At 62.5% G+C, this 12,490-nt stretch carries 12 protein-coding genes; 2 read left to right on the top strand and 10 right to left on the bottom strand.

From position 1 onward, the window contains the following. Window positions 1-105 precede the first annotated feature (105 nt). The 9 genes from RZE79_RS17945 to metC form a co-directional block, all read right to left on the bottom strand. Window positions 106-462, bottom strand: coding sequence for a cytochrome c family protein (locus RZE79_RS17945; RefSeq protein WP_232073229.1), 357 nt, complete (start codon window positions 460-462; stop codon window positions 106-108). Between the two features lie 10 nt (window positions 463-472). Continuing rightward, the gene (locus RZE79_RS17940; RefSeq protein ID WP_319355691.1) at window positions 473-2,233 is read right to left on the bottom strand and encodes a GMC family oxidoreductase; all 1,761 of its coding nucleotides are present in this window, start codon (window positions 2,231-2,233) and stop codon (window positions 473-475) included. A gap of 12 nt (window positions 2,234-2,245) precedes the next feature. Further along, window positions 2,246-2,995 (bottom strand): gluconate 2-dehydrogenase subunit 3 family protein, encoded by a 750-nt coding sequence (locus tag RZE79_RS17935; RefSeq protein WP_319355690.1) that lies wholly within the window; start codon window positions 2,993-2,995, stop codon window positions 2,246-2,248. Window positions 2,996-3,040: 45 nt separating this feature from the next. Then, the gene (locus RZE79_RS17930; protein ID WP_319355688.1) at window positions 3,041-3,340 is read right to left on the bottom strand and encodes a hypothetical protein; all 300 of its coding nucleotides are present in this window, start codon (window positions 3,338-3,340) and stop codon (window positions 3,041-3,043) included. Window positions 3,341-3,701: 361 nt separating this feature from the next. Continuing rightward, a complete protein-coding gene (locus RZE79_RS17925; RefSeq protein WP_192195784.1) occupies window positions 3,702-4,181 on the bottom strand; it encodes a carboxymuconolactone decarboxylase family protein in 480 nt (159 codons plus the stop codon). 126 nt (window positions 4,182-4,307) lie between these two features. Further along, the gene (locus RZE79_RS17920; RefSeq protein WP_319355686.1) at window positions 4,308-5,225 is read right to left on the bottom strand and encodes an MBL fold metallo-hydrolase; all 918 of its coding nucleotides are present in this window, start codon (window positions 5,223-5,225) and stop codon (window positions 4,308-4,310) included. 351 nt (window positions 5,226-5,576) lie between these two features. After that, window positions 5,577-6,356 (bottom strand): amino acid ABC transporter ATP-binding protein, encoded by a 780-nt coding sequence (locus RZE79_RS17915; protein WP_319355685.1) that lies wholly within the window; start codon window positions 6,354-6,356, stop codon window positions 5,577-5,579. Beyond that, window positions 6,353-7,003 (bottom strand): amino acid ABC transporter permease, encoded by a 651-nt coding sequence (locus tag RZE79_RS17910; RefSeq protein ID WP_192195787.1) that lies wholly within the window; start codon window positions 7,001-7,003, stop codon window positions 6,353-6,355. The genes RZE79_RS17915 and RZE79_RS17910 overlap by 4 nt, the downstream gene beginning before the upstream one ends. 10 nt (window positions 7,004-7,013) lie before the next feature. After that, window positions 7,014-8,171 (bottom strand): cystathionine beta-lyase, encoded by a 1,158-nt coding sequence (gene metC / locus RZE79_RS17905; protein WP_319355683.1) that lies wholly within the window; start codon window positions 8,169-8,171, stop codon window positions 7,014-7,016. Between the two features lie 108 nt (window positions 8,172-8,279). Between metC and RZE79_RS17900 the strand changes: the two genes are divergently transcribed. Then, the gene (locus RZE79_RS17900; protein WP_319361213.1) at window positions 8,280-9,233 is read left to right on the top strand and encodes a LysR substrate-binding domain-containing protein; all 954 of its coding nucleotides are present in this window, start codon (window positions 8,280-8,282) and stop codon (window positions 9,231-9,233) included. A gap of 123 nt (window positions 9,234-9,356) precedes the next feature. Beyond that, window positions 9,357-10,202, top strand: coding sequence for a transporter substrate-binding domain-containing protein (locus RZE79_RS17895; RefSeq protein WP_319355681.1), 846 nt, complete (start codon window positions 9,357-9,359; stop codon window positions 10,200-10,202). A 573-nt stretch (window positions 10,203-10,775) separates the two neighbouring features. On the opposite strand, the gene RZE79_RS17890 is transcribed toward RZE79_RS17895, so the two are convergent. Continuing rightward, window positions 10,776-12,314 carry an IS3 family transposase gene (locus RZE79_RS17890; protein ID WP_319355680.1) on the bottom strand — a complete coding sequence of 513 codons (1,539 nt, stop codon included), beginning with the start codon at window positions 12,312-12,314 and terminating at the stop codon, window positions 10,776-10,778. Window positions 12,315-12,490: the final 176 nt, after the last annotated feature.

Here is a 12,490-nt window from a genome sequence, read left to right as displayed (position 1 = left end):
CTCTGGCACTGCGCAGACCCGCTTCACTCCGTCGATCAAGGCGCTGTGACAGCCGACCGAAGGTGTGCCCGGCGTGCAAGGCGTCGGCCGCCGGGCAGTTGTCCGCTATCGCAGCGTCTTCAAATACCTGACGAGTTCCGCGACCTCGCCGGCATCGGGGACGCCCGCAAAAGGCATCCGGTTGCCCGGCACGGCTTGCTGCGGATCGCTGAGAAAGGCCGCCAAGGATTTGTCGTCCCAGGTGATCTGTGCGTTCTTCATGGCTCGGCTGTAGCCGAACCCCGGCGACGAGCCGGCCTTTCGGCCCACCACGCCGGCCAGTGGCGGCCCGATGGCGGCCGCGCCTTGCGCTGTATGGCATGCCGCACAGGTCGTCCATGTCTTGGGCGGCTGCACGGCCGCTTGGCCATGCGCCAGGTTCATGAAAGCTGCGGCGCAGGCGGTGAGCAGGAGTGTTCGCATCTCAGTCTCCTCAAAGCATGCGCGGCTGCTTCGCATAGCGCACCAGGTCGTCGCCCAGGCGCAGCGCCAATGCCGCGAGCGGACCCGTGGGGTTGTATCCCGCGTTGTGTGCGTACACAGAGGCGCCAACCACGAAGAGGTTCTGCGCATCCCAGTGCTGAAGTCGCGGCGACACCACGCTCGTTGCGGGGTCGGCGCCCATGACCGTTCCCCCCGTGGTGTGCGTTGTCTGGTATTGGCGCGTATCGAAGTCGCCTTGCCGCGGTTGCGGTGCACCGACCGCGGTGGCACCCATGGCGCGCGCGATCCCGGCGGCCTTGTTCGTGACGTACTCGCTCATTCGGTGATCGTTTTCGTGAAAGTTGAAGGTCATGCGCAGCAGGGGCAGGCCGTACGCGTCGCGGTACGTCGGATCGAGGTCGAGGTAGTTCTGGCTGTGCGGGTAGTTGCTGCCGTGCACCGCGACGTTGAAGGCGTGCGCATACCAGTCGGCGTTGGCTTGCTTCCACGCCGATCCCCAGCGGGGCGTTCCGGCCGGGTGGAGCCGGGAATTGATGGGGCGGCCGTTCGTCACGTTCGAGTAGATGTAGCCGCCGCCGAAGAAACCGAGCCCTGCGTGGTCGAAGTTGTCGCCGTTGAACTCGTCCACCACCATCTGCGAGGCGCCCGACGCCATGAACGGGTTGATGAACCGGTCCTTGAAGAACACCGGTACCGACGACATCACCTGGTAGCAGAAGTTCTTGCCGACCACACCCTTGCCCGTCTTCGGGTCATAGGGGCGCCCGATGCCGCTCGTGAGCAGAAGCTTGGTGTTGGTCATGGTGAAGCCGGACAGCACGACGACATCGGCCGGCTGCTCATACGTTTGCGCGGTCTGCAGGTCGATGAACTGCACGGCGGTCACGCGCCGGGCGTGCTTGTCGTAGACGAGCCCGGTCACCTGCGAGTGAAGGCGGACCTCGAAACTGCGTTGCTTCTGCAGCAGCGGATACAGCAGCACTGCCGGGCTGGCCTTTGCATTGGCCTCGCAGATGAAACGCTCGCAATGGCCGCAGTATTGGCACGGTGCGAGACTTGCACCATCGGGGTTGGTGTAGGCGCGCGGCGAGTTGGCGGCGGGCAACGGAAACGGTTTGTAGCCAAGGCGTTGAGCGGCCGCCTTGAAGATGCGGCCCGACTCGAGAATTTCGAGCGGGGGCTGCGGGAAGTCGCGTTTTCGGGGGGCCTCGAAGGGGTTGCCGCCTTCGATCAGCTGCCCGCCGACATTGCCGGCCTGCCCCGCGATGCCGAAGAGCTGCTCGAACAGGTCGTGGTACGGCTCCATCTCCGCGTAGCTGACGCCCCAGTCCTGCACCGTCATCTCGCGCGGTATCGCCGCCTTGCCGTAGCGCGTCTCGAGCCGGGTGCGCAGGGCCGGGTCGTACTCGGCCCAGCGCCAGGTCTGTCCGTTCCAGTGATTGGCCGCGCCGCCCATGCCTTCGCCGGGAAGGAAGGCTTCCATGCGGCGTACCGGCAGCGCGCTCTCGCCGATTGAATGACGCAATGTGTAGGTCTCGTTGGCCCAGTTCTGCACGAGGCTGTTGCGCACGGCCCAGCGCAGTTCGTCACGCTGATTGGGCAACGTGGCGGCCGCACTGCCGGCGAGATCTCCACCGCGCTCGAGCACCAGAACGTCGATGCCGGAATCCATCATCTGCCGCGCCGCCAAGCCGGCGGTGAGGCCGCCGCCAACGAAGACGACGGCGCGTTTGGGAAGTTTGTGAGTCATGGGAACAGACCTTCAGCTGAAGTCATCGATCGACTGCGGCTTGGCCGCGCCAGGGAAGGGCAGGCCGCGGTACTGGACCACGTTCCGGCCGTGAAAAGCGGGCAGGCCGGGAAAGCCAACGGCGCGCCAAAAGGCCTTGTCGCGGTTGCCGCCGTACATCGGGTCGGCAAAGCAGGCCTGAACGAACAGCGGATAGAAGAAGTCGTTGAACCAGGCACCGAGCGCATAGCGCTCGTCATCCACCTGGCCGGCAGAGACCTCCTGCAGCAGGGCGTCGAGCCGCCCGGCTTCGAGCTGCTCGATGGGCTTGCCGGTGCGTTGACCGGCCGCGCGGCGCAGCACCGCAAGACCGGCCTTGAAGTGCTGCCCGGGTGTGAGGGGCGACTGGTAGCCATGCTGCGGCTTGCCGGGGCGCCAAGGGCCTTGTCGGTAGAGCTGGTCACCACGCCCCCAGCCACCGGCCAGCTGGTGATCGATGTACAGATGCAAGCCGCAGTCGACCCCATTCGGTGTCATTGCATCGGCCGGGCACATCACGTTGACGAGGGCCTCGACGCAGGCGGCTTCCTGAGGGCCCAGCGACAGGTAGCCAGTGGAGCGAGCGATACCGGTCGACTGCGTTGCGCTGCCCTGCGCCGAAGCGAGCGGGCTGCCGAGGCCGCTCAGCAGTGCGGGCGCCGCAAGCGCTGCGACGCTGGAAGCGCCGCCGATCTGGCGTAGAAAGAGACGTCGCGCGGGGGGCTCTTGGTCAATCAGGGACATGGGGGGCTTTCTTCGTGGGGGGCAGAGTTCGTGCAGACACATCGATCAGAAGGGCTCGTAGGGCGCGGCACCCACTGTTTCTGTCGGCGTGATCGGCGTGTGGTCCAAAGGCTCCTGGGGCGCCGGATACGACTGATCGAGCGAATGGAACGCGCTGGCGACCGGAGTCTCGACCGTCGCCGGCGCAGGCGCGACAGCACCGGCTGCGTGGATCGCATAGATCGATATCGATGTGGCGAGGCTGGCCAGCAGCGCCGCGAGGAGAATTCTTTTCGTCATCAACTGCTCCAAAAATTTGAGAGAGCCATCGGGCGGAAAAACCGTTGACGGCGGATGGACAGGCATAGCGTGCGATGAGGAAAACGGGTTCGCGCGTTCTGCATCTGTTGCACTCAAATCTAGGTTTCGACAGTTCGATGCGGTAGCCCTTTCGAGCGAAACGCCGCAGTGAGCCAGTGGCATCAATGGCGCCGTATCACTGCTTGAGTGCGATTGAAAGCGCGCTGTTCAAAGACGCACGGCTGCGCCTCCGCGATGGCGAGAGAAGGAATTCGAAGCGGGGAAAAAGGGAATGGTCTGCGAGGCGCAGCCATCGAGGGCGAAGGAGGCTGTGCTCCCGAGACGCCATCGGTCTTCGGCGCGAGGGGTGGATCGCGCAGGAAGAGCAAGCGGCACCGCCAGCGGCGGCGACGCCTGCGAAAGAAACTCAGGAGAGGTTGGCCTTGTCCAGGCCGAAGGCCTTGTCGGACGATCCAGGCACGGTCTGGAACGCGATGTTCACGCGGTTCCATGCGTTGATGGCCATGACGCTGAAGGTCAGTTCCGAGAGTTCTTTTTCCGACAGCTGGGTGCGCACGCGCTCGTAGATGTCGTCGGGCACGCCCTGCTCGGGCAGCTTGGTCAGCACCTCGGTCCAGGCCAGGGCCGCGCGTTCGCGGGGAACGAACAGCGTCGATTCGCGCCATGCGGCCAGATGGTGAATGCGCAGTTCGCGTTCGCCGTGGATCTTGGCTTCCTTGATGTGCATGTCGAGGCAGAACGCGCAGCCGTTGATCTGCGAGGCGCGGATGGCGACGAGGTCCCGAATCGTCTGCTCGATGATGCCGTTGTCTACGAGCGTGCTGAACTCGATCAGCTTCTTGAAGAGCTCGGGCGATTGCTTGATGTAGTTGAGGCGATGAGTCATGTGTGGCTCCGCCCTCAGTGCGGCTGAGGTACCCGTTCGCGAAGAGCGCGAGAGAGAAGAAAAATTCTGTGCATCGACGATCCGGCGCAACAGGCCGGCGGCCTGCTTGCGCGCCGCAGGCCGCGATCAGTAGTCCCAGATGATCGGAACCCAGCGAAAGATGTCCCCGTCGATCGCCACCCGGCCAAGGGAAGGGAAGGGCAGGTGAGCGGCCACCAGCAGCCCGCGGTTCTGCGCCATTTCGCGCAGGAGGCCGATGCGAACTTCGGCCGCTTTCTCCGGGTCGTGCTCGAAGCCGTTCTGCCAGTCAGGGTGGTCGAACGCGACCGGGAACATGGCGTCGCCGGCGAACGTCAGGCGCTCACCGCCCGACACCAGGTCGACCACGCTGTGCCCTGGTGTGTGGCCGCCGGTACGGCGGACCACCACGCCTGGTGCCACTTCGCGGTGCTCCTCGAAGGTCTGGATGCGATCGCGGTATTCGTTGTAGAAGCTCTTGGCAGTCGAGCGCAGCACCTCCGGCACCGGCTTGGGCATCACTGTGTGGGAGAAATCGGGCGAGATCCAGAAATCCACCTCTGCCTTGGCCACGTGGATGCGGACGTCGGGGCGCAGGCGTTCCTTGATGCCGGGAACGAGCAGCCCGCCCACGTGGTCCATGTGCATGTGGGTGAAGATCACGTCGGTGACGGACTCGAGTTCGATGCCGGCCGCGGCCAGACGCTGGGGAAACTGCCCGGCCCGGGGAAAGCCCGGAAACTGACCGCCCAGGCCGGCGTCGATGAGGATGGTCTGGTCGCCGCTGCGGGCCACCATCACGTTCAGCGGCCAGTCGTACTTGTCGGGCGGCATGAACATCTGGTCCAGCCAGCTCGCCAGGTCCGCCGGGTCGGCGTTGGTGGCCATCGTCGAGGTGGGCAGCGGCAGTACGCCGTCGCTGACCACCAGCGCGTCGATATCGCCGATGCGCAGCGCGTAACGGGAGGGCACCGGATCTTTCGGCTTCTCGCGCGTGGGTTGCAAGGTGTCATCTGTGGGGGACATGGCGGAATCTCCAAAAGGGCGGCCCGGTTGCGCGGGCCTAATCTGCCAGGCGACTGGCAGCAAGTTGCCGTTCAACTCCCAGGGGTTGTCAGGCACGGGTCACGGCAGAAGGCCGCATGCCGTTGATCGTAGGGAGGGGGTGCGCGCGCCGGTAGGCTCGTGAACGGACGCACAGTGGTGCCTGATACGCAACAAACACATCAATCTCTTAATCGGTGGTGACAGTCTTCAGTCACGGTTCGAGGCGAGACCGTGAGAAGCCGCGTTGACTGCGAAACGTCAACGCGCGCAGACCGAGGGCCTTGAGTTCCCTTCGCAGCTGGGTCGTTCCAGCCCTGCTGCGTGTGGCAATCAGTCTTCGATCAACCCAAGGAAATCTCGCGAGCGCTGGCTTGCGGACGGTCCGAAGAAATGATCGGGCGACGTGTCTTCCGCGATCACGCCGCCTTCCATGAACACGATGCGGTCGGCGACGTCCTTCGCGAATCGTGTCTCGTGTGTCACGACCAGCATCGTCATGCCTTTTTCCGCAAGGTCGCGCATCACCTTGAGCACCTCGCCGCGCAGCTCAGGATCGAGCGCGGAGGTCGGCTCGTCAAAGAGAATGACCTCGGGGTTCATGGCCAGGGCGCGTGCGATGGCCACGCGCTGTTTCTGCCCGCCCGAAAGGCGTCCCGGGTACTCGTTGGCCTTCTCCAAGAGACCGACCTGCGCGAGCAGGTCGAGTCCGCGTGGCAACGCCGCCGATTTGCGGATGCCCTGTACCGACACCATTCCCTCGATCACGTTCTCCACTGCCGTCATGTGTCCGAACAGGTTGAACGACTGGAACACCATCGCGGTCTTCTTGCGGATCTCGCGCATCTTGCGACGGGTGTCCCCCGAAGGCTTCGGGCCCGCGTCGCCAATCTCGATGCCGCACATGCGGATGGTGCCGCGGTCGGGCATCTCCAGAAAGTTGAGTGAGCGGATCAGCGTGGTCTTGCCAGAACCCGAGGGGCCCATGATGACCACGACCTCACCGCGTGCCACGGTGAGATCGATCTGCCGAAGCACGTGGTTCGCGCCGAAGCTCTTGGCCAGGCCTTGCACCTGCACCGGGGCAGTGATGTGAGTGGAGGATGTGTTCATGTGTAGCGCTTCGAGAGATGGCTTTCGAGCCAGGTCTGCAGGATGGTGAGCACCTGGTTGATGAACCAGTAGATGGCTCCGACGATGAGGAACATCTCCATGTAGCGAAAGGTCGTGGCGCCCAACTGCTCGGCCACGCGAGTGAGCTCTACGACAGTGACGGTCGATGCGAGCGACGTGTCCTTCATGAGACCGATGAGCCTGCTGCCCACCGGGGGCAGGGCGATGCGGAAGGCCTGCGGCAACACGATGCGAAACAGCGTCTTCCAGTAACCCATGCCCATGGCCCACGCAGCCTCCCACTGGCCCTTTTCCACGGCCATGATTCCGGAGCGGAAGTTTTCACTGAGGTAGGCCGCGGCGAACAGGCTCAGCGCAAGCAGCGCAGAGGGAATCGGAGAGATCACGATGCCGTAGCTCGGCAGACCGAAGTAGATCAGCAGGATCTGTATCAGAAGCGGCGTGCCGCGAAAGATCGAAACGTACGAAAAGGCGAACCAGCGCAATGGCCGAAACGGAGAGATCCGCGCCAGCGCTATCAGCAGCCCCAGCACGCAGCCACAGAAGAATGCAGACAGGCCGAGGCCGAGGGTGACCAGCACCGCCTTCTCGAGCAAGGGCAATGCCCTTAGGAACAGGTCGAGCATCTTGTCCTCCTCAACCTGCGGGCAACAGCGCGCCGTAGCCCGCCAACCCCGCCTCCAGGTCGGCGATGAGGTCGTCGGTGTCCTCCAGCCCGATCGACAGGCGGATCACCGGCTGGTCGGTGGCAGGGAACACGCGTCCGGCCTGCAACGCCGCGGGATAGTAGGCCGCCAGGCTGTGCACGCCGCCCCAGCTCGCGCCGATGACGAACTGCTTCAGCGAATCGAAGAAGCCATGGAAGGCGCGCTCGGGCCCGGGCTTGAGCACCAGGGAGAACAGGCAGCCATTGGTGCGGAAATCGCGCTTCCACAAGGCGTGGCCGGGGTCGGATTCAAGCGGTGGGTACAGCAGCCGCTCCACCTCGGGTTGATCGGCCAGCCACCGCGCCACGCGCAGAGTGGATGCGCTCTGGGCTTCGAGCCGCAACTTGAGGGTCTCCAGTCCGCGTAGCACGAGGAAACAGTCGTCCGGGCTCACTTGCTGGCCGAGGATGCTTTGCGTCTCGCGCAGCACGTCGTAGTGTGCATGGTCGTTCATGCTGATGCTGCCCATCAGCAGGTCGGAGTGGCCGCCGAGGAACTTGGTCGCAGCCTCGATGCTGAAGTCGACGCCGTGATCCAGCGGCCTGAAGCCCAGTGGGCTGGCCCAGGTGTTGTCCATCATCGTGAGCACGCCGCGGCGGCGCGCCACCGCTGCGATGGCGGGCGTGTCCTGCATTTCCATGGTCACGGTGCCGGGCGACTCCATGCAGATCATTCGAGTGTTTGGACGAATCAGCGATTCGATTTCCGCGCCGATGGCAGGCGGGTAGAACTCCACCTCCACATCCATTTGCGCGAGCCACTTCAGCGCGAAGGACTTGAGCGCGCCGTAGCACGCGGCCGATACCAGCAAGTGGTCTCCGCCGCGCACGAAGCCCATGACAGTGGTCATCAGTGCCGATTGCCCCGAAGGCGTGACGACGCAATGTCGCCCCCCCTCCAGTGCCGCGATCTTTCTCTCGAGGCCTCGCGCCGTCGGCGTGCCGGTGATGCCGTAGCTGAAGCCGTCGGGCTGCCGACTTTTGCGTTGGACGAAGTCGTCGAAGGTCTTGAAGACGACCGTCGATGCGCGCATCACCGGCGGCGACAGGCTCTCGAACTGGTCATTAGTTGTGGCAATTGATTGCATCTATGCTATTCGTCCAGGTTAGGTTGTCTTTCGGTGCGCTGGAGTATTTGTCAGGCGTTCGATCAACTCAAGAGCGTGGATTACTCGCTCGATAAACGGAGGTTATGGATGGAAAAGCGCGACATCGAGGTCTTTCGCGCGGTGATGCGCGCCGGCACTACCAGCCAGGCTGCGAACCTGCTGGGCGTGTCGCAACCGGCGGTGAGTCAGTCGCTGCGCAAGTTCGAGCAGGCCTGTGAACTGCGCCTGTTCGAGCGCGTGCGGGGGCGGCTCGTGCCGACACAGGAGGCCGTGGCGCTGATGGTGGAAGTGGACCGCTACTTCACTGGCCTGGAAATGATCGAGCACCGCATCCGCAGCCTCAAGTCGTTCGGGCTCGGACGTCTGGCCATCGGCTCGCTCCCGGCGCTGGGCACCGGCTTCATGCCGCGCGCCATCGCGGCGTTCGGGCTCGACAAGCGGCAGATCCAGCTGTCGTTCCAGGTCATGAGTTCGCGCGAGGTCTACCAGCAGGTGTCTGCCGGGCAACTCGACTTCGGCCTCATGGCGGAAGAGTTGTCGGTGACGGGCCTCGAGCACTCGCCCTTCGCATCGGTGTGCGGCGTCATCGTCATGAACGCGCAGCATCCGCTGGCCAGGAAAAAAGTGCTCGACGCCAACGATCTGGCGGAGCACCCGTTCATTGCGCTCAATCCAGAAGACGTGGGACGACGCGCATTGGAGGAGGCGCTGGCGGCGCAGGGCAAGGTCCTGCGGCCTGTGATCGAGACGCCTTATTCGAACTCGGTGTGCGAGTTCGCGCTGAACGGTGTCGGCATGGGAATGGCGCATCCGGTCATGGCCCTGGACTACCTGTCGCGCGGCCTGCTGCTCAAGCCGATGGCCTTCGACATTCCCGCGACTTCGCTGCTTGTGTTTCGGCCCGGCATGCCGCTGTCGGACAACGCCAAAGAACTGCTGCGCGTCATGCGTATCCAGCTGGATGCGGACTTCAAGCGATTGCGCGAGGTCCTCGGTCGCTCTCCGGTCTCTGCGGTCAGCAGGGCACCTAAAAGGGGATAGTAGTTTCCCTGATTGGTGCATAAGTTCAGCTTATCGAGCAACTAGCGACGCCGGATTGCGGCAGGGCGGTGCAGCGCGACAAGATGGCGCCCACTGGATCGACCTACAACTCTGGACCGCGACATGAATCGAACACGCCCCCTGCATCGAAGACTGCTCTGCACACTGGTTGCCGCTTCGGCGATTGCCACTGTGCTGGCCACGCCCGCTTGGGCACAACAGCAACCGCGTGACATCCTCGCGAGTGCGAGAGCAGCGGGCGTGATCCGGATCGCGAACACACAGGCCAGCCCGCCGTGGAGCATGCTGGACGACAAGAACCAGCCTGCGGGATACGACGTCGAAGTGGCGAAGGAAGTGGCCAAGCGCATCGGCGTGGCCCGGGTCGAGTTTGTGGCCGACCTTTTCAAGAACTTCGTCGAGGGGCTCAAGGCCGGCAAGTACGACCTCGTGATGAACGACCTCACGCCAACGGCCGAGCGCGAGAAACAGGTCGACTTCAGCACAGCATACGGCCTGGAGGATTTCCGAATCTTCGTGCGCACTGCCAACAACGACATCAAGGACCGGCCCGACCTGAAGGGCAAGCGCATTGGCGTGACCGCCGGCACCAGCAACGAATCATGGTCTCGCGAAAATCTGTTGGGGTCCGAGATCGTCACTTACGACAACGGTGGACTCGTGTTCAACGATCTCGCCATCGGCCGCGTCGACGCGCTCATCAGCTCGCATTTCGGGGGCATGAAGTACGCCACCGTGAACAAGCTGCCAATCAAGGAGGTCGGCCCAATCCTCACGTATCAACTCTCGGCCGCAGCCATGGCTAAGAATCAGCCAGCCTTGCGTGAAGCCGTGAGCAAGGCCGTCAAGGACATGCGCGCTGATGGCACCATCGATCGGCTGTCGAATCGCTGGCTGGGCGTGAGCTACCAGATGTCCGTTGAGATCGCCAAGGCGGAAAGGCCGTGAAAGTCGCTCGGCGGAGCTTCGCGATGAGAACGCTCGGCCGTGCGCGCGTGATCAGTAGCGTTGCCCCGACTGATGAATTTTTTTCGAGCCTTCAGAAGAAGATTGTTACTTGGTGCCTAAGGGGTCGGAACTCCGGATCTTGGCCTATCGCAGGACTAAGAACTTTTTAGCCTACAACTGCCTAAGAAGCACGGCGCTGAAAATACCTTCCGGTATCAGCGAATCGACGTACAGGGCGCGCTGGAAATTTCAGAGCAGGCTGGAACATGGCGCGAAGCCCGGCATCTGTATCTTCGGCGTTGGCAGTCGGGTATGGGCCTCAATGCAGACATCGTGCCGCGCGTGATCGACGGCAGACGGTTCGTTGCTGGCGTCCGTAGACAGCTGCTTTTCAGTCTGTTTGCCGACATCGGGTATTTGTGTGAAAAGTATTATCGGCAGTGAATGCCTATTACTCAATACACACCTCGCGGCCATATCAGCAATTGATGTTGTTCAAATCGATGTTGATTGCTGCCGAAAATTGACCCACTAAACGCAGTAAGGGGGTGCGGATAAAAACTTGGACTGGTTTTATGCCGCAAGTCCAAGGCTCACCCGGTATTCGATAGGGCTGAGAGAGCCAAGAGAGATCTTGATCCGCTTCTCGTTGTACCAGCGGATGTACGAGTCGACCGCCTCGATGAATTGCTCGATGGTGGCGTTCTTCCAGTCTCGAGGATAGAACAGCTCGTTCTTCAGCCGACCGAAGAAGCCTTCGCAAGCTGCGTTATCAGGTGAGCATGCCTTGCGAGACATCGAGCGAGTGAAGTTCGCGTCGCTCATTCTTGATAGCCAACCTGGCCAGCGGTAGTGGCCGCCCCGATCGGAGTGAACCACAGGCCGGTCAGTAGTTTCGGCCACTGTCTCGATGGCCGCATCCAGCATCGTGTTGACCAACTCAGCGTCCGGACTGGTCCCAATGGTCCAGCTGACGACCATTCCATCGAAGCAGTCGATGATGGGCGAGAGGTACACCTTGCCAGCCGGGATCTGGAACTCCGTGATGTCCGTGAGCCATTTCTCGTTGGGGACCGCGGCCTGGAAGTCGCGGTTGATGAGGTTCTCAGGCGCTGGACTGATCTCGCCAAGGTATGACGCATACCTGCGCTTCCTGGGCTTTGGAACAACCAGGCTTTCCTGCTTCATCAACCGCTGCACGACCTTCTCGGAGATCGCGACGTCCTGTCTGGTGAGCGATGCTTGCAGTCTGCGGTAGCCATAGCAGCGGTGGTTCGACTCAAAGATGTCGGTGATGGATTGCCGCACCTTCAGGTACTTGTCGCCCACCGCTGCGCGGGCCCGATGGTAGAAGTACGAACTACGCGCAAGGTCCAACTGTGCAAGGAGCTCTGGCAGGCCATAGTGCTCCCTGAGGGCGTCAATCAGCAGTGTCTTCTCCCGGTTGGACAGGAGCTGCAGGTCGACGCCCAGGCCTTTTTTTAACAGTTCGTTGGCCTTGTTCAAGAGGTCCTGCTCAAGGCGAAGTTGCCTGACTTCGCGGCGCAGTGACTCAACCTGGCGCTCAAGGTCGTCGCGCTCTTGCGACGGCGGAGATTGATTGGTGCTTTTCATGGATGCGGGTGCCTCACGTCCCAGAAGTTGGTTCTTCCAGTTGTACAGCGTTGGCCGGCACACGCCGAACTTGTCGGCTACAGCCTGCGCACTTTCCTCACGCGTGCAAAGCTCCATGACTCCCGCATGCATCAGCTCCCCGGAATACCTTCGTCGCCCCACACTTCCAACGACAGCCCTTCTGGCCTCAGGAATGGCCTCGCGAACCCACGCGGTTAGTGTCCCTCTGCCGGGATAGCCCAATGCCCTCATGGTGGCAGCAATGCAGCGGTCGTGAGTGAGGTAGTGCTCGATAGCTGCCGCTTTTTGCTCCTGCGAGAACTTGGGTCGCCGGCCCGCATAGCCCGCTGGCAAGTCGAGCTTCTGCTGGTATTCGTTATACCAGCCCTTCAGAGAATTTTTTGTTGGGTAACCCAGCTGACGGATAGTGGGTCTGACGCGTTTGCCGAGCTTGATGTAGAGCTCAACGGCTCGAATCCGATCTTCGTAGGAATACATGAACTACCTCCTGGTAGTCCAAGTTTTCCGCCGCACCCCCCTAGGGTCAGAGATCGGCGGAATCCAACACCCCTGGATTTGATAGGACGCGAACGGAGGTTGATGGACAAACGCTCGAGCTTTTCAGAGGGAGAAGAGCGATCCACAAGACACCAATGGACGTTGATGGATGCTGA

Source organism: Variovorax sp. EBFNA2, assembly GCF_033802765.1.
In the GTDB taxonomy this organism is placed as follows: Bacteria; Pseudomonadota; Gammaproteobacteria; order Burkholderiales; family Burkholderiaceae_C; genus Variovorax; species Variovorax paradoxus_H.
Note: the sequence above shows the minus strand (reverse complement) of the source record. Positions and strands in the feature narration are given on the sequence as shown.

Excerpts from the sequence above, each read along its gene's own strand:
- RZE79_RS17925 (WP_192195784.1), bottom strand. The coding sequence starts at position 4,181 with ATGACTCATCGCCTCAACTACATCAAGCAATCGCCCGAGCTCTTCAAG.
- RZE79_RS17915 (WP_319355685.1), bottom strand. The coding sequence starts at position 6,356 with ATGAACACATCCTCCACTCACATCACTGCCCCGGTGCAGGTGCAAGGC.
- RZE79_RS17920 (WP_319355686.1), bottom strand. The coding sequence starts at position 5,225 with ATGTCCCCCACAGATGACACCTTGCAACCCACGCGCGAGAAGCCGAAA.
- RZE79_RS17930 (WP_319355688.1), bottom strand. The coding sequence starts at position 3,340 with ATGCCTGTCCATCCGCCGTCAACGGTTTTTCCGCCCGATGGCTCTCTC.
- RZE79_RS17945 (WP_232073229.1), bottom strand. The coding sequence starts at position 462 with ATGCGAACACTCCTGCTCACCGCCTGCGCCGCAGCTTTCATGAACCTG.
- RZE79_RS17910 (WP_192195787.1), bottom strand. The coding sequence starts at position 7,003 with ATGCTCGACCTGTTCCTAAGGGCATTGCCCTTGCTCGAGAAGGCGGTG.
- RZE79_RS17940 (WP_319355691.1), bottom strand. The coding sequence starts at position 2,233 with ATGACTCACAAACTTCCCAAACGCGCCGTCGTCTTCGTTGGCGGCGGC.
- RZE79_RS17935 (WP_319355690.1), bottom strand. The coding sequence starts at position 2,995 with ATGTCCCTGATTGACCAAGAGCCCCCCGCGCGACGTCTCTTTCTACGC.
- RZE79_RS17890 (WP_319355680.1), bottom strand. The coding sequence starts at position 12,314 with ATGTATTCCTACGAAGATCGGATTCGAGCCGTTGAGCTCTACATCAAG.
- RZE79_RS17900 (WP_319361213.1), top strand. The coding sequence starts at position 8,280 with ATGGAAAAGCGCGACATCGAGGTCTTTCGCGCGGTGATGCGCGCCGGC.
- RZE79_RS17895 (WP_319355681.1), top strand. The coding sequence starts at position 9,357 with ATGAATCGAACACGCCCCCTGCATCGAAGACTGCTCTGCACACTGGTT.
- metC (WP_319355683.1), bottom strand. The coding sequence starts at position 8,171 with ATGCAATCAATTGCCACAACTAATGACCAGTTCGAGAGCCTGTCGCCG.